The 19,002-nt window shown below is 57.4% G+C and carries 12 protein-coding genes and 1 pseudogene; 6 read left to right on the forward strand and 7 right to left on the reverse strand.

Annotation, left to right across the window (positions count from 1 at the left end; translation table 11 throughout):
* The first annotated feature begins 26 nt into the window (after positions 1-26).
* The 4 genes from AC1DVE_RS27835 (at position 27) to dsbG (ending at position 4,383) form a co-directional block, all read left to right on the forward strand.
* Positions 27-920, forward strand: coding sequence for a tetratricopeptide repeat protein (locus AC1DVE_RS27835; RefSeq protein WP_223456849.1), 894 nt, complete (start codon positions 27-29; stop codon positions 918-920).
* A 123-nt stretch (positions 921-1,043) separates the two neighbouring features.
* Positions 1,044-2,786 carry a protein-disulfide reductase DsbD gene (gene dsbD, locus AC1DVE_RS27840; RefSeq protein ID WP_223543334.1) on the forward strand — a complete coding sequence of 581 codons (1,743 nt, stop codon included), beginning with the start codon at positions 1,044-1,046 and terminating at the stop codon, positions 2,784-2,786.
* Entirely contained in the window at positions 2,786-3,640 is an 855-nt protein-coding gene (locus AC1DVE_RS27845; protein WP_223456853.1) for a TlpA disulfide reductase family protein, read from the forward strand. Before dsbD ends, AC1DVE_RS27845 begins: the two co-directional genes overlap by 1 nt.
* Positions 3,616-4,383, forward strand: coding sequence for a thiol:disulfide interchange protein DsbG (dsbG, locus tag AC1DVE_RS27850; RefSeq protein ID WP_046040574.1), 768 nt, complete (start codon positions 3,616-3,618; stop codon positions 4,381-4,383). Before AC1DVE_RS27845 ends, dsbG begins: the two co-directional genes overlap by 25 nt.
* A gap of 94 nt (positions 4,384-4,477) precedes the next feature.
* On the opposite strand, the gene AC1DVE_RS27855 is transcribed toward dsbG, so the two are convergent.
* From AC1DVE_RS27855 to AC1DVE_RS27880, 6 genes are all read right to left on the reverse strand, one after another.
* The gene (locus AC1DVE_RS27855; protein WP_223456861.1) at positions 4,478-5,290 is read right to left on the reverse strand and encodes an alpha/beta fold hydrolase; all 813 of its coding nucleotides are present in this window, start codon (positions 5,288-5,290) and stop codon (positions 4,478-4,480) included.
* Between the two features lie 268 nt (positions 5,291-5,558).
* Positions 5,559-6,296 carry a molecular chaperone gene (locus tag AC1DVE_RS27860; protein WP_223456863.1) on the reverse strand — a complete coding sequence of 246 codons (738 nt, stop codon included), beginning with the start codon at positions 6,294-6,296 and terminating at the stop codon, positions 5,559-5,561.
* A 57-nt stretch (positions 6,297-6,353) separates the two neighbouring features.
* Positions 6,354-7,574 (reverse strand): hypothetical protein, encoded by a 1,221-nt coding sequence (locus tag AC1DVE_RS27865; protein ID WP_223533336.1) that lies wholly within the window; start codon positions 7,572-7,574, stop codon positions 6,354-6,356.
* A 50-nt stretch (positions 7,575-7,624) separates the two neighbouring features.
* Positions 7,625-10,147, reverse strand: a complete 2,523-nt coding sequence (locus AC1DVE_RS27870) for a TcfC E-set like domain-containing protein (RefSeq protein WP_223533337.1) — start codon at positions 10,145-10,147, stop codon at positions 7,625-7,627.
* 104 nt (positions 10,148-10,251) lie between these two features.
* A complete protein-coding gene (locus tag AC1DVE_RS27875) occupies positions 10,252-10,767 on the reverse strand; it encodes a CS1 type fimbrial major subunit (protein ID WP_223456869.1) in 516 nt (171 codons plus the stop codon).
* A gap of 560 nt (positions 10,768-11,327) precedes the next feature.
* Positions 11,328-12,383 (reverse strand): fibronectin type III domain-containing protein, encoded by a 1,056-nt coding sequence (locus AC1DVE_RS27880; RefSeq protein ID WP_223456871.1) that lies wholly within the window; start codon positions 12,381-12,383, stop codon positions 11,328-11,330.
* A gap of 457 nt (positions 12,384-12,840) precedes the next feature.
* Here AC1DVE_RS27880 and AC1DVE_RS27885 point away from each other — a divergent pair, with 457 nt between their 5' ends.
* Positions 12,841-13,167 (forward strand): helix-turn-helix domain-containing protein, encoded by a 327-nt coding sequence (locus AC1DVE_RS27885; RefSeq protein WP_223456873.1) that lies wholly within the window; start codon positions 12,841-12,843, stop codon positions 13,165-13,167.
* A 220-nt stretch (positions 13,168-13,387) separates the two neighbouring features.
* Here the strand turns inward: AC1DVE_RS27885 and AC1DVE_RS27890 are convergent.
* Positions 13,388-17,775: pseudogene (locus tag AC1DVE_RS27890) on the reverse strand (amino acid adenylation domain-containing protein).
* 395 nt (positions 17,776-18,170) lie between these two features.
* On the opposite strand from AC1DVE_RS27890, the gene AC1DVE_RS27895 reads away from it, so the two are divergent.
* Positions 18,171-18,719, forward strand: coding sequence for an RNA polymerase factor sigma-70 (locus tag AC1DVE_RS27895; protein ID WP_223456877.1), 549 nt, complete (start codon positions 18,171-18,173; stop codon positions 18,717-18,719).
* The last annotated feature ends 283 nt before the right edge of the window (positions 18,720-19,002 follow it).

The raw sequence follows: 19,002 nt of genomic DNA on the forward strand, positions 1-19,002 counted from the left end.
TGTTCAATCTGCCTGACGGGCTGGAAATGCAAACCACCCAGGTGACCGAGCTGCCAACACAAGCCACGACCAAGGGGCTGGCATTGTACAACCTGGGCGAGTTCACCCAGTCGCAAACCTATCTGACTATCGGCGCAACGGCTGGCAATCGGGATGCGCAATACGCCTTGGGCGAAGTCTTCAGGCGCCGGGCAAAGGGCCTGACCGATGACGCGAAAAAGTGGTATGGACTGGCCGCGGCGCAAAATCACGTGTACGCCCTGATGCGGCTGGGCGACGATGACTCGCTGAAAAAAGCCAAGGAACTGGCTCAGGCAGAGGCGGATAAAGGCAATGCCGACGCCATGCTTGAGCTGTACGAACTGGACCAGAACATTGCGACGCTTAAAAAAGCGGCCGATGCCGGCTCAATGGAGGCCCAGTTCATTCTCGCGATCAAGTACGAGGAGGACAAAACGCTCATTGTTGACGAGACAGAGAGAGATACCGCCATCCACGGCTTGCTGAAAAAAGCCGCTGACAGTGGTTTCTCCAGGGCCATGCATTGGTCTGCCAATCGACCGCCAGCCCTTTGGGATCTCCCTGTCAGGCGTCAATTGGTTGAAAAACGCGCACAGCGCAATGATGTCTACGGACTGCTGAACTATGGCCGTGCCCTCGGTGGTTTTTACACCACTGAAGATGGCACTGACGAATATGGCTTCACGGAGGATCTGGTCAAAAGTTACGGTTTGTTCTGGCTGATCGCCGAAACCACCCGGGAGTTATCCGTGCATACCCTGGCCACACAGGACCTCCAGTCCGTTGCAACAATCATGACAGCCGATCAGATCACCGCCGCCAAAGTCTTTGCCCGGCAGTGGGAGGTCGATCATCCGCCAATGTCCGAGTACAGGTTGACCTATAGCGATATCAAGTGACTCGGCCTGGCCAGTAACGCCATGTTGTATCAGTCCATGCGCACGCTCGACTTTTTTGCGTTAACACCCGGTTAATCGACGACCATCATCGTGCATGAATTATGTAAGCCCCAGGTGTTGTCGATGCGTTACTTCGTTTTCTTGCTGCTGGCATTGTTTGCCAGCCTGAGTCAGGCCCAGGCTGGCAACAATCCTTTTGAAACCAAACCCGACTTTCTTTCCGTCGACAAAGCCTTCACCTTCACTTCCGAACGTCTGGAATCCGGTGAAACCCAGCTCTATTGGCAGATCACCGACGGCTATTACCTGTACCAGAAACGCTTGAAGTTCGACGGATTGTCTGTCGAACAGCATCCTGCGTTGCCGGAAGGTGAAGCCCACAGCGACGAGTTTTTCGGTGAACAGCAAGTCTACCGTCAGGGCCTGGAACTGAAGATTCCGGCGGGTGCCAGTGGTCAGGTCAAGGTCAGTTACCAGGGCTGCGCCGATGCCGGTTTGTGTTATCCGCCACAAACCAGGGTCGTGGACCTGGGCAATACCAATGCGCTGAATGCGGCCACTGAAGCACCGGACCAGGCGCTGGCCAGCAGCCTGCAACAACGGGCGCTTGGCTGGAGCCTTTTGCTGTTCTTCGGCCTGGGCCTGTTGCTGGCCTTCACGCCTTGTTCATTGCCAATGCTGCCGATTCTGGCCGGGTTGATCGTCGGCAGCGGCGCCACGCCCAAACGTGGATTTGCCCTGGCCAGCAGTTACGTAATCAGCATGGCGCTGGTGTATGCGGCGATGGGTGTCCTGGCCGCCTCCCTAGGGGCGAACCTGCAAGCCTGGTTGCAGAACCCCTGGCTGCTGGGGAGTTTCGCGGCGATTTTCGTGCTGCTGGCGCTGCCGATGTTCGGCTTCTTCGAACTGCAACTGCCGGTCGCCGTGCGTGATCGCCTGGAAAACGTCTCGCGCAATCAGCGCGGCGGCAACCTGATCGGCGCCGGGGTGCTGGGGGCGCTGTCCGGTCTGCTGGTCGGCCCGTGCATGACCGCACCGCTGGCCGGCGCCCTGCTCTACATCGCGCAAAGCGGTAACGCATTGCATGGCGGATTGATTCTGTTCGCCATGGGCATCGGCATCGGTGTGCCGCTGCTGTTGCTGGTGACCGTCGGCAATCGCTTCATGCCCAAGCCTGGGGCCTGGATGAACCTGATCAAAGGCATTTTCGGCTTACTGTTCCTCGCCACCGCCTTGTTGATGCTGCGCCCGGTGCTGGACGAATCCCTGTGGGTCGGCTTGTGCGGCGCGCTGCTGTTGATCGCCGCCTACAGCGCCTGGAAACAGTCGGAAGGTTTTGGCCGTATCGCGCACCTGTTTGGCGCCAGTTCGTTGCTGCTCGGTTTATGGGGTGGCCTGTTGGTGATCGGTGCGGCCGGTGGCGGCGATGATCCGTTCAAGCCATTGCAGGTCTACCGCGCCTCGAACCAGGCTGTGGCCGCCGTGCCGGTTGGCCACGATGCCTTCACCACCATCAAGGATCCACAGGCACTGCAACGGGAACTCGACGCCGCGCAGGATCAGGGCCAGTGGGTGCTGCTGGACTACTACGCCGACTGGTGCGTGTCGTGCAAGGTCATGGAAAAACAGGTCTTCGGCAAAACCCGTGTCCTCGAAGCCTTGGGCGATGTGCGCTTGCTCCGACTGGACGTCACCGCCGACAATGCCGCCAGCCGCGAACTGCTCGGCCGCTACAAAGTGCCAGGGCCGCCGAGCCTGCTGTGGATTGGCGTGGACGGTGAAGAGCGTCGCAGCCAGCGCATCACCGGCGAGGTCGATGCCGATACTTTCCTGCAACGCTGGACCAACACCCGAGACGCCCGTTAATGCTGACCTTCACCCTCGGCACCTTTGCCATCGCGCTTAATCACTTGCTGCTAATCAGTGCGCTGGCGCTGGCCACTTTTGTCGGCTGGCGGGTCGCCAAGCGTGGTGGTGAAAACCCCGAGTCGGTGCTGTTCAGCCTGTTCCTACTAGGCATGCTGGCGGCCCGAATCAGTTTCGTGGCGGCCTATTGGGTGCACTATCGCAATGATCCGTGGCAGGTCATCGACCTGCGCGATGGCGGTTTTCTCGCCTGGCCGGGGGTGGTCGTGGTTTTGCTCGCCACGCTGTATCGCGGCTGGCGTCGCCCGGGTCTGCGCCGTCCATTGGGCTATGGCGTGGTCAGTGGCCTGGTGTTCTGGCTGTTGGCGACCTTCTCCCTGTCGATTTATGAACAAGGCACACGCCTGCCGGAAATCACCCTGCGCAACGCCGCCGGCGAAACCGTGCAACTGGCCGACTACAAGGGCGGCCCCTTAGTGATCAATCTCTGGGCCACCTGGTGCCCACCGTGCCGCCGGGAAATGCCGGTGCTGGAAAACGCCCAGCAACAACGACCGGACCTGACGTTCCTGTTCGTCAATCAGGCGGAAAGCATGCAAAGCGTCGCGACCTTTCTGGAAACCCAGGGCCTGAGCCTGTCCAACGTGCTGTTCGACGGCAGCGGGCGTCTGAGCCAGGCCGTCGGTTCCATGGCATTGCCGACTACGCTGTTCTACAACCCCGAAGGTCGCCTGCTGGGTAGCCATCTGGGCGAGTTGTCGGAAGCCAGCCTGGCCCGCGCGCTGGAAAACTTCGACACCGTACCCGCCACCTCTTCAAGGAAATTGCCATGCCCCGCCTCCGCCACCTGCTGACCCTGAGCCTCGGTGCCGCCCTGTTGCACCTGCCATCGGTGCAGGCCGAAGAGTTGCCCGATGCGATCAAGAAAATCGAGGCCAAGGGCGCGAAAATCGTCGGCCAGTTCGACGCCCCCGACGGCTTGCGCGGTTATGCCGCGCAATACCAGAACCGCGGCATGGCGCTGTACCTGACCCCGGATGGCAAACACGTGTTGCTGGGCAACCTGTATGACGCCGAGGGCAATGACCTGAGCAGTGCGCCATTGCAAAAACTGGTGTATGCCCCGATGGCCAAGGAAGTCTGGGCCAAGTTCGAAACCAGCAACTGGATCGGCGACGGCAAGAAGGATGCGCCGCGCGTGGTGTACCTGTTCAGTGACCCGAACTGCCCGTACTGCAACATGTTCTGGGAACAGGCCCGGCCGTGGGTCAAGGCCGGCAAGGTGCAACTGCGTCACATCATGGTGGGCATCATCCGCGAAGACAGCCCGGGCAAATCCGCCGCACTGCTCGCCGCCAAAGACCCGGAAAAGGCCCTGCAGGACCACGAAGCCGCTGGCAAGGACAGTTCGCTCAAAGCCTTGAAGGAAGTACCGCCAGCGATTCAGGCAAAATTCGCGGCCAACATGCAATTGATGGAAGAGCTGGAGTTGCAGGCGACGCCGGCGATTTTCTACATGGACGACAAGGGTAATCTGCAACAGCAGCAAGGCGCGCCTTCGCCGGACAAACTGGCGAAGATTCTCGGACCGAAGTGACTTCTGCGCCCCTATCGCGAGCAGGCTCGCTCCCACAGGGATAGGCGATTGCCTGTGGGAGCGAGCCTGCTCGCGATGGCGTCGGTAGATTCGACTAAGCCCTGCCGGCCAAAAATGCCAACAGAGTTTCAGTCACAAACCCGGGATTCTCCAGATTGGAAATATGCCCAGCCTCTGGCACCAGCACACACGGGCAGCCAATCAACTCGGCCATTTCACGGGCTTCACTCGGTGGCCGAGGCTTGTCCTGATCGCCGCACATCACCAAAGTGGTCGCTGCGTCCAGTTCGCCCAGACGTGATAACTGGTCATCCCGCCCAAATGTGATCCGCCCCATCGGCACGATGCTTTCACGCAGGCGATCCGAGGGTAGACCCGCCAGGGAAGCACGAAAATTCCGGTAGAGCGCCGACTGCGGATTAATGCCCGGCCGGAAGAAAATCGGCACCACGATATCCAGCAGCGCTGGAGTGATGAAACCCGCCTCTTCGATCTGCTTCAACAGTGAAAAATAATACTGGCGAGTCGGCTCCGGTTCGGCGCCGACGTAGGTGTCCATCAACACCAGGCCATTGAGCCGGTACGCTGCCGACAGCGCCAGGCGCACGCCCCACATGCCGCCCACCGACAGGCCGACCAGTGTGACCCGCTCGATGTCCAGGTGGTCGAGCAAGACCAATGCCTGACGCGCCAGGTCATCCAGCGACGTCGTACCGACAGGCAACGGCCCGGATTGGCCGTGTCCCCAGAGGTCCATAGCTATCACCCGATACTGTTGCGACAGCGCGGCAATCTGCGGCGCCCACATGGCCTGGTCCCACAGGTAACTACCGGCCAGCAGTACCGCCGGGCCGGTGCCTTGATCGATGTAGTGATGGGCTTGTCCATCTATCGTTACGTAGGGCATCGACTGTCTCCGCGAGTAAAAATGGAGCCGGAAGACTGAGTGGCTGACAGTCCCTCGTCAATCGCTGGAGTGTGTGCGTTTGTGCCACCGCCTTCTCTCCGGTGATGTAGCTGGCCGCCAGGCCCTCGATGACTGGTAATCAGCCCCTAAAAGCAAGCGTGGCCATAGTCAAAATGACAGTGGCCACGCAAACCGAACTATCCCAGCGCTGATCCATGTCCCACTTGCCTGCCTGTCTGGTTTGGGAAACATGACTCATGAACGCTAACTACCCCTTCACTTGCACAGGTGTTTTCTTTTCGTCCTCGATCAGGTTGTAGCGATAGACTCGACCCGCTTGTTTGTCGAACGCGAAATCATGACCTGGAATCAAGTGTACTTTTTTGGTCGGCTTGCAATCATCTTCGTTCTTGGCCGCGCAGTCCTTGAACGCGTCGACGACAACTACGCTATTGCCATTATTTTGCACTTTATAACGATCCGCAGTGTTATCGATTTTGGTATCAAACCGGGTATCGGCCGGGCGGACAAAAAATACTGAGCCATAACCCGCCATTACGTTGAAACCGGCAGACATGCTCTTTTCATAGGATTCGCGCTCACTTTCGGCGACGGCGAATTTATCTTCTTTTTCAGGTACTACCGGCAAAAAGCGGACCCGGAAATATCGCTCCTTGCTACGATCGCCGGTATACAACAGGCGGGTGCCCTGAGTGCCCTTGGCTGGCACGATCAATCGGGCCGGACTGGCAACCAGGCCATCGCGAGTACTGCCCTCGACGGTCTTCAAGGGCTCTTCTCGAGACTCCCCGTTCTTCTCGTAAAAAATCTCCTTGATCTCGACTTTTACGAATGCCGTTGATGTACCGCCGTTATGAATACGTTTTAGATAACTACTTTGATTACCTCTCATAAAGTCATAGAAGGTACCAATTTGCAGGCTCGGGCCTGCATGAGCGCTCAGGCTGAACATCAATGTGCAAAGCAACGTATAAAAAAAATTCATGAGATAAACCTCGTGCTGGAAACTGGCCTGGTTAAGCCTCAGGCCGTGCTACTGCCATTAAATGTCCGAATCAAAGGTGACATATACGGTTCCGCGATAACTGCTGTCGCTTTGCATATCCTTAACTGAGTCTGGTTGCACCTCGAAGTGCAAAAGACTGGGCTGCCCAGTGGGCAAACCTATCAGTTTTAGATGTTGCAAACCGGTGCCGGTCACTGTTAGCGGACGCCGCGATATAGGCTGACTCATATCATCGACCCACGGAGGTGGCAGACTGACACTCATATCGACCGGTACTTGATGGGATCCATTTCCAATCGCACAAGTCTCACCAAAAAAACGCTCGCAAGTAAGTTCCATCTTGAACGGCGCAGAGCTCAATATGGAAAACCGCAGGTCCCCCAGTAACTTCTCCTCTTTGCGACCGTTAGTAATCCACTCCATCCATCCGCCCTTGGGCGCGAGGGCAACCCTGTCGGAGGACATGACGACCTTGACGTCTTGTTTCACTGACAGGTTCAGGTTGAATGTCATTGAAGGATCACTGGCATTCAAATTACCCATGTTCAAGTCGCTGGGTATTGTGTAGGTATACGATCCTACATAGTTGCCACTGATCAGTTTTTCCGGGCGAACGGCTCGTAACTCATAAGCTACATCGAGCCTGTCTAAAGTCATCCACGGAATTGCAAATCGTGCGATTCTTGGACCACAGGTGCTGGCCACTTCAGAGATTTTCCAGAAAGTTGTGTAGTCCCTTCCATTTGGATCAGCACCATCAGAAATCACCGAAGTACAGGGGGCAATCGCGTTAGCCCATGAGGGCCTCCAAAGAGTGACATGGTATTCATGAGGAGTGACACCCGGTGGTCGCCCCGTCAGCGCTTGTGCAGTGTCACTCAAGCGATAACGGGTTCCTGCTCCGGCAATTCGGATTTCGATCTCTGCGGTTTCGCCAGGAATACTCTCATGGGCGACATTAAATTTGCGCCATGTCGCTGGAAAACTAAAGGGCAGGTTGCCATCCTGCGGAATAGCCCCAGACGATTGAAAAGTAATATTAAAAGTATTACTTCGAATACGATTGCTAGCGCATTGGCCCGGGTATTCCACACAAAATCCGGTAACTGGGGTGTTGTTAATAATTTCAGCACTGGCCGGATTACTCGGATCCGGCTTTATTTCTGCATCTACGTTCAATGTGGCTGCATGGGCAGAACCCGGATAAAACCCGCAAAGCATCCCCGCCAATACAAGGCGATTCATTAACTTGTTCATTTGACTTTCCTGTGTACGCCATATTCAGACCGCTGTTGTATAAGTGCCCATCAACTGGCTTTCTCAGACTTATAAGCAGCTTCGGCCAAGGTGTCTGGATGACACCGCAGATCGCCTACCATCAGCACATCGTTCTCTCGACGCTGGGAGGTGGGATCGAGCCTGAACTGGCATAACAACTGACTGTCGTGCCGCACTTCAAGTGTAGGAGACTTTTCACTAAGTTCCATGGAAAAGAACCCATCGACTTCGCTGACGCCACGACTGGCATGGTTGATAACATGGTGGCCTTTCAGCGGTTTTCCATCGGCATCCACCAAGCGGCCCATGACTGTCACAGTCTTCAGAATGCGTACCTGACGATAGTCCACGCCGCCCTTGTTCAAGTGATAGGTGGTACGCGCCGGCTGGATGGTCGCCGCGGGTACATCCGTCCCGTTGAAATCGAAGTTCACGGTACCGTTCTTGTAGGCCGACACCGGAATGAAATTACGACCTGCCCGCAGCGTGGAGTGGGTGCCGGAGAAGTCGTCGGCGCGCAACTGGATATCATCCACGTCGCTCTCAACATCAACGATCATGCCCGCCTCGCGAGTTGTGGCCTGGCTGCTAAGTACTACGTTTTTTCCACTGACCGCCAGGGTACTGTCCAGATTCAACCCACCGGTGACACCACCGTTGTAGGAAGAGCGCTGCGCATGCATAGAGCCGTTGACCTGGTCAGTCTTGAAGTCGACCGTGCCCGCCAGGCCGGTCCCGTATACATCTCTGCTTGCGGTGGCGGATACGCTTTGCAAAACGTGATCCTTGAGGTCCCGACGATAGGTGACGGACGCATTGGCATCCCGACCACCGTCACGCGAAGTACGCTGACCGATGCTACCGGACACCTGGTGACCGTCTGAACCCAGTGCCAGGCGCAGGCTGATATCGATCCCGCGATTACGCTGGTCGGCAGTACCTACGGTACCCGGCCGGTCGAACACGGCCACGCGCCAGTCGGCAGCATTGCCAAACAACTGTGCATTACGGGTCCAACTCAAATCGATGCCCATACCTTCGGAATAACCCTCGCTATGGGAAATTTGCGCACTGATCGAACTCTTACTGCTCAGGCGTTGGCTCATCGACAGCGACGTGTTGCTGGTTTGCCCGTTGTACGTATTGCGTTGGCGGATGTGCGTTCCGTCCGGCAGCGTTTCGTAAGTGTTGCGTGTGTCCAGCCAACTGCGCTGGTGGCGCAACACCAGACTGCCACCGTTGTAGTGATGCACGCCCTGCACTTCCACGCCCGTGCCTTCGCCCTTGGTCTGGGACAGGCTGCTAAAGACGGAGGTCTTGTCGCTCACCGTCAACTCCGCGGAAGTGCCCAGTTGCATCTGCTCCTTGACCTGTCGGGCGGACAAGCCCAGGACCACTCGTGGGTGCAGCAGAAAGTTGAAGGCAGCGCCTGCCGTCAGATCGCCGTCATCGCTTTCTTGCCAATTGCTGAGCAACTTGCTTTCGCGACCGGCAAACAGGTTGTAACGCCAGCGATTTTCCGGGTTGCGCCAGTTGGTGGGCTTGTAAATAAGCTCTTGGTTGGTGGAAATCACTTGACCGTCTTCGATCAGGCGTACTTCCACCTCGTAGATGCCGCCCGGCAACGGACGCGTGTCCAGAGTCTGAAGGCCGCTGGCCACCTGCTGACTGTTGATCAGCACCCCGTTACGATAAATCTCCACCATCGCCTGTCGATTGGCGGTCACCGAAATCGGATAGAGGCTCGGCTTAGGGTCGTCGACCGCCAGGCTGTCGGAACTGCCGTACATCATGCCCAACACTGTATCGGGGCCGGCGCCGATTGTCCGCGCTGACCGAGTCAAACCCTGGGCGCTGGGCGTAAAGTACCCGGCACGAAAGAAGTTGCCTTCCAGTTCCCGCTGGGCATGCAACTCGTGAACCGCGTGCTTGATGCCAGTGTCTACCCCGGACATGCGCGAAAGTTGAGCGTTGAACGTGTTAGTCCAGTTGCCCAGGCTCGCACTTGCCTCCAGGCCATAACGACCGGCCGCGTTCTGCTCCTGACCGCCGCTGATGTTCAATTGATTGCGCACAATCAACCCGACGCTGCCGCCTTCCGGTTGATCGTGAAACTGTCGGGTTTGCGGGTCGCGCTCGGCATTGGCCGTTACCAGCGACACCATGGAGTCTGCAAGGCTGTAGTGAACCGACTGCAATTGCCGAGGGCAGGCGCTTTTGCACGATCCCAGCGCCACGCCCTGGCTCAAGAACGCAGACCACTCATCACGTTCGGTCGAAGTCAGGTCGCTGTTGCGGGTATCGGTAAAATTGATCAACGTGACCCGCTCATCTCGGGTCAACAGGATCATGGCCTCACCCAGAAACTGTTGGTCGACTTCGACGCGAACAGCCAATGGCACATCAAAAAAGAATTCATGAAACTCCGCGGGTAAGCCTTCAGCCTGTTGCAGCAAACTGACGGATTTATCCGCAGGTTTGGATTCACTGGCAAGCGCACCCGCGCAAATAATTAGCGCAAGCACTCCTGCGATAGGAGCTTTCGAAAACATGGAAATATTTCTCAAGTTAGCGCTTGCATGCGCAAGGAAGAATGCGGCCGGCTTAGAGCGCCGGCCACACAAACAACGTACTGACAGTTAGAATCCACTCACCATTATGGCGATGGCGCGTCGAACATCACTTTAACGAAACCGCGGTAGTTACCTTCAACGTAACCTGGGCTGGCTGGCTCAACTGGGGTAATTACCAGAGGCGCTCGCATTTCAGTTGTCGCATCTCCACTGTCAACAACCACGACAGGGGTGCCTACAGTCGTCAATGCACGACCATTAAAGCTTACGTTCAAGTTAATTTTGTTACTCGCGTTGGCAATATCCACAATTTCAGCGGCTTCCATAAGAGTTGCCTCAACATCAGGACCTGCCGCAGCACCAGTGGAACTCTTAACCTTGAACATCCGGGTAATACCTTCCAACTTCGAGGTCGTCTGATTCCAAAGCAGGCGTTGCTCGTCGCGAATGGTGCTCATGTCTTCCGGTTGCACATAAAAATCAGTGCCCGGAATATCAGCAATTACAGTAATATCATGTTGCTGAGGAACAGCCAGTGCAGCCGAAGAAGCCAAAGCCAAAGCCAGCACAGAGGTAGACATTGCAACTTTCTTGAACATTAAATTCACCTTTAAACAGCTAAGTAAGAGTGCAAGCTTCAGCCAAGTGACGAAAGTCCAGCACCGGGTTGTCATACCAACAAGAGAGTTGGCATTGCATTTCAACGGGGCGCATCTTCGCGCTTTCTGAAGGACGGGTATGCAAGACTTATCCGATCTACTTGTAGGATTTATTCCCCACCCGTAGAGGAAGCTTCCACACCTTCTGTTTAATGCTTGTAGGTATTTTCGCTACAAATGCAGGGGCGAGTATTCGGCTGACAACCTCAAAATAAGGAGTATCAGCGTTATCAAGCACAAGAAGGATCAGGGTTCGAAAACCAAGGCGCACCTATAGATTGGTGGCACGAGCGAAGGGAGCATCTGCGTACAGGCAGATCGAGGGGGCGTGGCATTCAGTGCGTCAGTTAAGGCGGAAACACACAGCGGTTTGAAAGAAGGACTTTTACGACTGTCACCGATTGGCAAGGCATGCAACGCAACAGACCCCAAGCACCAAAAGTCCCGATGCCTGGGCATCGGGACTGGGTCAAGCGCGCAAAGCCAACGACGTTACACGGTTATTGCTTGCGCTTTAAAGGAATGCCGATAGGCGGATAGCTTGTACATACTTGTTCTGATTTATTACCGGAAGCATCCTCAGCCTCTACACAGATCTGATAGCGCTTCCCTGACTCCATCTCGGTAATAGAAAATGCCGTCTCATCCGTGGTTCCCTTATGGTCACCATTCAGATACACATGGTATTTAAGACGCTCGGAAGAGTCATACGCCGAATCCCAGAGCACCTGCAGGTTAAGATCAGTGGTTCTCAAGTTTGATATTTCTGTGGGAGGGGTAAGGTCATCGAACCTGAGGGTCAGTGTAGTCCGCTCCGATTCGTTGTACTGATCATCGACTGTACAAACGCTATAAACATAAGTGCGGCCTTGCTCTGGGGTTAAATCCCTGTAAGCAGTATCTTCTGTTTCTTCAAGCACTACTTCATCGCGCCGCACCCTGTAAAGAATCTTACCGCCATCGACAGCTCCCGGCCCCCAATGCAACAAAACCGAATTGCTGGTGTGCTCAAACTTACCTAAATAGGCAGGTGCGGTCGGCAGGTCTCTAGGCATCGTAAAATCAAGGTCATTCCATTCCTGTGCATTATCCAACCTAACACTACACCTTACTGACTGACCAGGCCTTGCATTAACTATCTTCCAACGGTTCGAACTATGATGAGTCTCTTCCGGACCATTATCAATTTTCACTTTTACTCGTTGTGTGTCACCTGGCCAATTCAACTTGAAAGATGTCTTTGTAACGTCAGTCACCCAGAGGTGAAGTTTAGTACTTTTTGTCCTTACATCATGCTTAGGCCCCTCACTGCCCCATTGGCCATTGTGCTTCTGCCTTCCATAAAGAGAGAGCCGATACATCGTATCCGGGCTCAACGAAGTTAGCGTTATTTCACTCTCAGCTAGATTAATAGGCAATCCTGGCGCCCCCATAAGACGATATTCAGTAAATTCGTCGGAAACTGGCCAGCTAACCTTTACGGCATAATAATCCTCCCAATCCGTTCTGATTTGAAGCGCATTGCTAATTGCGAAATCGCTCACCAAATTAGTCATTTTTCATCCCTTCATAATAAACTAAAAAATAAATCGACCTCCCGTATTTCAGACTAATGAAATACATCAATACTTAAACACAACTCCGCCTCCAAACACACTATCAGTCCTGCTAGAGAAACTCCGAACAACTTGCGGCGACTGCGTCGCCATTTGAAAAGACTGCCACGTTAACCTTTCCCAGCAGTGAAATGGCCGTAAGCATCCGGCAGTCGGGGTTTGGACATCCTATGGAGGCTCGGCTCGGGCGCCGCTTGACGAGACAGGCCCGAGCGCTTCGGGCTCTGGTCGACCTGAACACCTGGATGATCGATTCCACTGCACTCGCAAACAGCCCACGAACACAGCGCCCCGAACTGTTATTTCTTACAGGTTTCAACCACCCAAAATCGCGCTATAACACAGTCCTGGAGTTACTCACCGCCCTCCAAGGCGCCCCTACCCCGGGAGACCAGCCATGTATTCTGCGAGCCCAGCCCAGGCCCGATCTAAAACACCGCCCGCCAAGCCACACGGCTACGCGAATACACCTCAAGTCCGCCCGAAACTCTCCGCCAGAGAGCAGGAGATCCTGAAGTGGTGCGCCAATGGCAAATCGTCCTGGGAGATCGGACGGATCCTCAATTGCACTGAGGCGGGGGTTAATTATCACTTCTGCAATATTCGTCGAAAATTCGGCGTCAGCTCGCGCTGGCTTGCGCTGGTCAAAGCACTTGAAATGGGAATATTTCACTTGGGGGGAGAGGCAGAACTTCATCTATCGGCTGAACAGAAAACTCGATGAGCATCAAGACGTTTGTAGCGCACCAACGTGCATAAGGTTGACTCGACAGAGTCCGGCTCGCCGGGGGTTGACCCGGCCAGTTCCTCCACCGCGCTGCACTCGTTCATCGCCCGCAGCGGTATGCAGGGATTACCACAGACTGGGGCGCCATCATGGCGCCCGATTGAAGTGTCCAAAATCCTTAGGCCAGCTCAGCATTCCCGTGGAGCCCGCTAGAGAATCAAATCCCCTCCAACTCCGCCATCAAATCATTCAAACGATCCACCTTCTCCTCGGTGATCTCACTCGCCGCCAATCCATCGATGTACCCGGCCAACTCCTCCACCGTACTGCATTCGAACATCGCCCGCAGTGGCACGTCCCGCTGCAGGGTTTTCTGCACCCGCGAGGCGATTTGCGTGGCCAGCAGCGAATGTCCGCCCAGCTCGAAGAAGTTGTCGCGAACGCCCACCTGTTCGACCTTCAACACCTCGGCCCAAATGTCGGCAAGGGTCTGTTCCAGGTCATTGCGCGGCGCTTGGTAATCCTGACTCCCAATCTGGCCGATCTCCAGCGCCGGTAGCGCCTTGCGATCCAGTTTGCCGTTGGCATTGAGCGGCAGTTTGTCCAGCCACAACCAGTGCAGTGGCACCATGTACTCCGGCAGTTCGGCACGCAGTCGCAGCTTGATTCGCTCCAGTCGCTCGCTTGAATCAAGCGAAGCATCGGCCGCGACCAGATAGCCAACCAGGTGCTTGCCGTTGACGCCTTCCTGCACACCGACCGCTGCGTCACGGATTTCCGCTTGTTCATGCAAGCGTGCTTCGATTTCGCCCAGCTCGATGCGGTAGCCGCGAATCTTCACCTGGTGGTCGACCCGGCCGACATACTCCAGCACGCCATCGCTGCGACGGCGGGCCAGATCGCCAGTGCGATACAGACGCTCGCCCGGTGCGCCGAACGGGTTCGGCACAAACACCGGTGCCGTGCGCAGCGGATCGCTGACATAGCCACGGCCGACTCCGGTTCCTGCCACGCACAGTTCACCCACCGCGCCCAACGGCACCAGATCAAGCGCGTCATCGAGCACATACAACAGGTTATTGTCGGTCGGCGTACCGATCGGCAAAAAGCTGCCGCGGGTCGAGGCCAGATCGACACGGAAGAACGCCACATCATCCGAGCACTCCGCCGGACCGTAGGCGTTTACCAGGCCGATGTCCGGATAGCGCTGCAACCATTGGTGCGCCAGCTCCGGTGGCATCGCCTCACCGGTCGGCAGCATCCAGCGCAGACCGTCGAGGCTCATGCGCTCCTGGGCGAGCATGCCCTGGATCAGCGACGGCACGCTTTCCAGCACGGTGATGCCCTGGGTCGCGACATGCGCCAGCAAGCCCTGGGGATCGTGGGCGATGGTGTTTGGCACGATATCCACCCGCGCACCGAACAACGGCGCGGCGAGGAACTGCCACACGGAAATGTCGAAGCTTTGCGAGGCGGTTTGCGCAATCACATCAGCGTCGCTCAGGTTCAGGTACGGCACCTTGCTCAACTGGTTGTTGAGCATGCCGCGCTGTTCAACCATCACGCCTTTGGGCAACCCGGTGGATCCGGAGGTGTAGATCACGTAGGCCAGGTTGTCCGGGCTGCTGTAAAGACCAGGATTGTCCGCCGACAGCGCAAGGGCCTGGACTTCCTCCCAGACCAGCAGCCGTGGCCGGCTGTCGCAGCCGAACTCCTCGAGCAAGGCCTGCGCCTGCTCACGGCACGCTTGCGTGCACACCAGCAATGGCGTGCGGCTCAGTTCGATGATCCGGCTCAGACGCTGACCCGGCAAACCCGGGTCCAGCGGCAGGTAACCCGCCCCCGCCTTGAAGCTGCCGATGATCATGCCCAGCAAATCGAGGTTGCGTTCGGCCAGCAACGCCACCGGTTGATCGCGCCCGACACCGGCGGCGATCAACGCATGGCCGAGGCGGTTACTGCGCTGGTTCAGCTCCAGATAACTGTACTGCCGGTCAAGGCAACTGGCGGCGATCCGCTGCGGGTTGTCGGGCGACCTGGGTTTCGAACAATGCGACGTAGCTCTGCTCCAGCGGGTAGTCGCGTTCGCTCTGGTTGCAGCCATGGAGAAGGAAATCCTGCTCCTGCGCCCCCAGCAACGGCAGGTCGGCCATGTCGCCATGGAAGCCGTCCACCAGCGCCAGCAGCAAACGCTTGAACTCGCCGAGCATGCGCTCGACCGTGGCCTCATCGAAGTAGCGCTGGTCGTAGGACAGGTGCAAGCCCAGATCATCACCTGGATAGCACACCGCCGTCAGCGGGAAGTTGGTGTGCGTGCGGCCTGAATCCGAGGTCGCGTTGAGGCTCTGCGCACGGTCCAGCACCGAGACTTCCACCGGGGCGTTTTCGAACACGAATAGGCTGTCGAACAGCGGCTGGCCTTTGGGCAGTTCGCTTTGCTCCTGGATGTTCACCAGCGGCAGGTATTCGTACTCGCGCAGTTGCATGTTGTTGTCGAGCAAACCGGTGAGCCACTGACGCACGCTGCAACGCTGACCGTCCTCGGGCATTTTCACCCGCAGCGCGATGCTGTTGATGAACAGTCCGACGGTGCGCTGCATCTGGGGCATGTCCACCGGACGCCCGGCCACGGTGACGCCGAACAGCACGTCGCGATCACCGCTCAAGCGCCGTAGCACCAGCGCCCACGCCGCCTGCGCGAAGGTATTGATGGTCAACTGATGGGCCTGGGCCAGTTCGCGCAATTGTGCGCCGTCCCGGGCATCGAGCCTTGTGTAGCGGTCGCCGACGATCATGCCGCCGCTGTCGCCGGCATGTTCGCGCAGCAATGGCCGGTCACTCGGGATCGGTGTGGTCCGTTCGAAACCCTGCAGGTTAGTTTTCCATCACTTCCGTGCTTCGGCCAGGCTTTGGTGTTGCAGCCAGCCGATGTAGTCGCGATAACGTGGCGGCACCGCCAGCTGCGCTTCCCGGCCTTCGCCGAGGGCGCTGTAGATCTCGAAGAAATCGTTCATCAGCAGCGAACGGCACCAGGCATCGATGAGGATGTGGTGGTTGCTCATCATGAACCAGTAGCGCGCCGCGCCCACACGGATCAAACGCAAGTGGAAGGGTGCCTGGTTGAGCAGATCGAACCCGGCCTCGCGTTCGGTCTTGAGCACGGTTTGCAACTTCGGCTCTTGCTCGGCTTCGGCGAGATCGCTCCAGTCGAAGTATTCGATCGGCGTGCTGCCCGGTTTGTGGATCACTTGCAGCATGTCTTCGCCGACGTTCCAGCAGAACGACGCGCGCAAGGCTTCGTGGCGGGCGATCACCGCTTGCCAGGCCTGGGCGAAACGCAGCGGGTCGAGTTCGCTGTTGATGCGGTAGCGGTCCTGCATGTAGTACAGGCCGGTGCCCGGCTCCAGCAAGGTGTGCAGCAGCATGCCTTCGACGTTGTCGGCCTGTTCGCTGAGCGAGACCGGGTCGATGATCAGCACCGCGTGCGCCGGTTGGCTGATACCGCAACTCATGATCGGGCTGCCCTCGTCCACTTCGACACGGTTCTGCGCCAGGGCCTGATCGTCCACCCGCAGGTTGCCGATGCCTTTACCGCGCGCTGTGCCGGCCACGAACAAGGTGGCTTCGGCCAGACCGTAGGAGGCCATGAAACTGTCCGCGCTGAAGCCACAGGTGGAGAACTTTTCGGCGAAGCGCTCCAGGGTGTCGAGGCGAATCGGTTCGGAACCGGAATACGCCACGCGCCAGCCACTCAGGTCAAGCCGCTCCAGGGCCGACTCGCTGACCCGCTCGCTGCACAAGCGATAGGCAAAATCCGGCCCGCCGCTGATGGTGCCGCCGTATTCGCTGATCGCCTCCAGCCAGCGCAACGGCCGGCCGAGGAAGTACGCCGGAGACATCAACACGCAAGGCACGCTGCTGAAAATCGGCTGCAACAGGCCGCCGATCAGGCCCATGTCGTGGTACAGCGGCAGCCAGCTGACGATGACGTCGTCGGGGTTCAGGTCAATACCGAAACCGTGTCGAATCAGCAATTCGTTGGCCACCAGATTGCCGTGGCTGACTTGCACGCCTTTAGGCAGCGCGGTGGAGCCGGAGGTGTATTGCAAGGAAGGCGATGTGATCGTCCTGCAAGTGCGCCGCGACCCAGCGCTCGGCCAGTGCACCGTCGAGGGTATCGACACACAGCAACGGCGGCGCCCCGTCGATTTGCTGCAACGCATCACGCAGCCCGGCGCTGGTCAGCAGCAAGCGCGGCTGGGCATCGCTGATGATCGACAACAGGCGCTCCTGATGATGACGGCGCGTCGACTCCGGCGGGTAGGCCGGCACCGCGATCACCCCGGCGTACAGGCAACCGAAGAACGCAGCGACGTAATCCGGGCCGCAGGGGAACAGCAACACGGCGCGGTCGCCAAACTCCGCTTGAGCCTGCAACGCACCGGCAATCGTCCGCGCCCGCAGGTCCAGTTCGCGATAGCTGAGCACCACAGCCTGATCCGGGGTCTCGGCGAGAAAGCGCAGGGCCACCCGATCCGGCGTCAGGGCCGCGCGGCGCTGAAGGGCTTGGACCATTGTACTGGGGAGTTCGAACGCGTCAGTCATGAGGTTTCCTGCCTGAATTCGGCTTGGTAGGAGCGAGCCTGCTCGCGAAAATCCGGAGAACGCCGCGGGGTGTCAGGCGCCCATCGCCATCGTTGACGAGCATCGTCGGAACGCCGCCCGGAGCGAGCTCGCTCCTACAGGGTTATGAGGATTGCGCTGTTCCATTCACCAATGAGAACGGATGGCGTCTTGAAATAATTAGTCGCTGGCTGGAACACAAAGCGGACGGAAGTGAGTCAGCGTGTCGCAGTTATCACTCTGCATTTTTGAAGCGCATTAGTTATTTTTCTCATTTGAGAATATTTATCATTAAGCCTAATTTGGCGCTCGATCTGTAGGACGGCCCCCCGGTTCATTCGCCGTCCCACTAACCTTTTGGCAGCAGGGTGATTTCCATGATGGAACCAGTATCCACAAGCAGGTGCGATACACCGCTACTTCAGGCATTCGTCGACAATCGACTGATTCTGGTGAAGATCGCAGCCCGAATTACTGGTTGCCGCTCACGTGCCGAAGATGTTGTGCAGGATGCATTCTTCCGGTTGCAATCGGCCCCGCCCATCACCAGTTCGATCAAGGCTCAGCTCAGCTACCTGTTCCAGATCGTGCGCAACCTGGCAATCGACCACTACCGCAAGCAGGCGCTGGAACAGAAGTATTCCGGCCCTGAAGAGGAAGGGCTGAATGTGGTGATCCAGGGTGCGTCACCGGAAACGTCGCACATCAATTTCTCGACGCTGGAGCACATTGCCGATGCGTTGACCGAGTTGCCGAGCCGTACCCGCTACGCCTTCGAGATGTATCGCCTGCACGGCGTACCGCAAAAGGACATCGCCAAGGAACTCGGCGTCTCGCCGACCCTGGTGAACTTCATGATCCGTGATGCGCTGGTGCACTGCCGCAAGGTGTCGGGCAAGCGTGGCGATGCGACCGCTCGCCACTAAGATCCGGGATCTGCATCGCGCCGATCGCGAGCAAGCTCGCTTGTATGCTAGGACTTGAAGGGAGGAGGAGGGACAAGGCTCGATTCTGACTGTTAGCGCAGTACAGATCCGTGGGAGATTTCGCCCCTCCTCCTTTCACCCAAGCGCCGATAAAGAATGCATCTGGCTAGACCGACGATAGGAACAAGCCTGCGCCTCTGGGTGAGCCCTTCAAGTGCTCAAAACCATATCTCGGGGGATGTTCAATGGCAATGCCGGTTTCTGCTATCAAGCCAATCGTGGG

It is taken from the genome of Pseudomonas sp. P4_B4 (assembly GCF_056402255.1).

Coding starts and splice junctions, on each gene's coding strand:
- AC1DVE_RS27885 (WP_223456873.1), top strand. CDS start 12,841: ATGTATTCTGCGAGCCCAGCCCAGGCCCGATCTAAAACACCGCCCGCC.
- AC1DVE_RS27855 (WP_223456861.1), bottom strand. CDS start 5,290: ATGCCCTACGTAACGATAGATGGACAAGCCCATCACTACATCGATCAA.
- dsbG (WP_046040574.1), top strand. CDS start 3,616: ATGCCCCGCCTCCGCCACCTGCTGACCCTGAGCCTCGGTGCCGCCCTG.
- AC1DVE_RS27860 (WP_223456863.1), bottom strand. CDS start 6,296: ATGAATTTTTTTTATACGTTGCTTTGCACATTGATGTTCAGCCTGAGC.
- AC1DVE_RS27835 (WP_223456849.1), top strand. CDS start 27: ATGCAAACCACCCAGGTGACCGAGCTGCCAACACAAGCCACGACCAAG.
- AC1DVE_RS27895 (WP_223456877.1), top strand. CDS start 18,171: ATGATGGAACCAGTATCCACAAGCAGGTGCGATACACCGCTACTTCAG.
- AC1DVE_RS27875 (WP_223456869.1), bottom strand. CDS start 10,767: ATGTTCAAGAAAGTTGCAATGTCTACCTCTGTGCTGGCTTTGGCTTTG.
- AC1DVE_RS27880 (WP_223456871.1), bottom strand. CDS start 12,383: ATGACTAATTTGGTGAGCGATTTCGCAATTAGCAATGCGCTTCAAATC.
- dsbD (WP_223543334.1), top strand. CDS start 1,044: ATGCGTTACTTCGTTTTCTTGCTGCTGGCATTGTTTGCCAGCCTGAGT.
- AC1DVE_RS27870 (WP_223533337.1), bottom strand. CDS start 10,147: ATGTTTTCGAAAGCTCCTATCGCAGGAGTGCTTGCGCTAATTATTTGC.
- AC1DVE_RS27845 (WP_223456853.1), top strand. CDS start 2,786: ATGCTGACCTTCACCCTCGGCACCTTTGCCATCGCGCTTAATCACTTG.
- AC1DVE_RS27865 (WP_223533336.1), bottom strand. CDS start 7,574: ATGAACAAGTTAATGAATCGCCTTGTATTGGCGGGGATGCTTTGCGGG.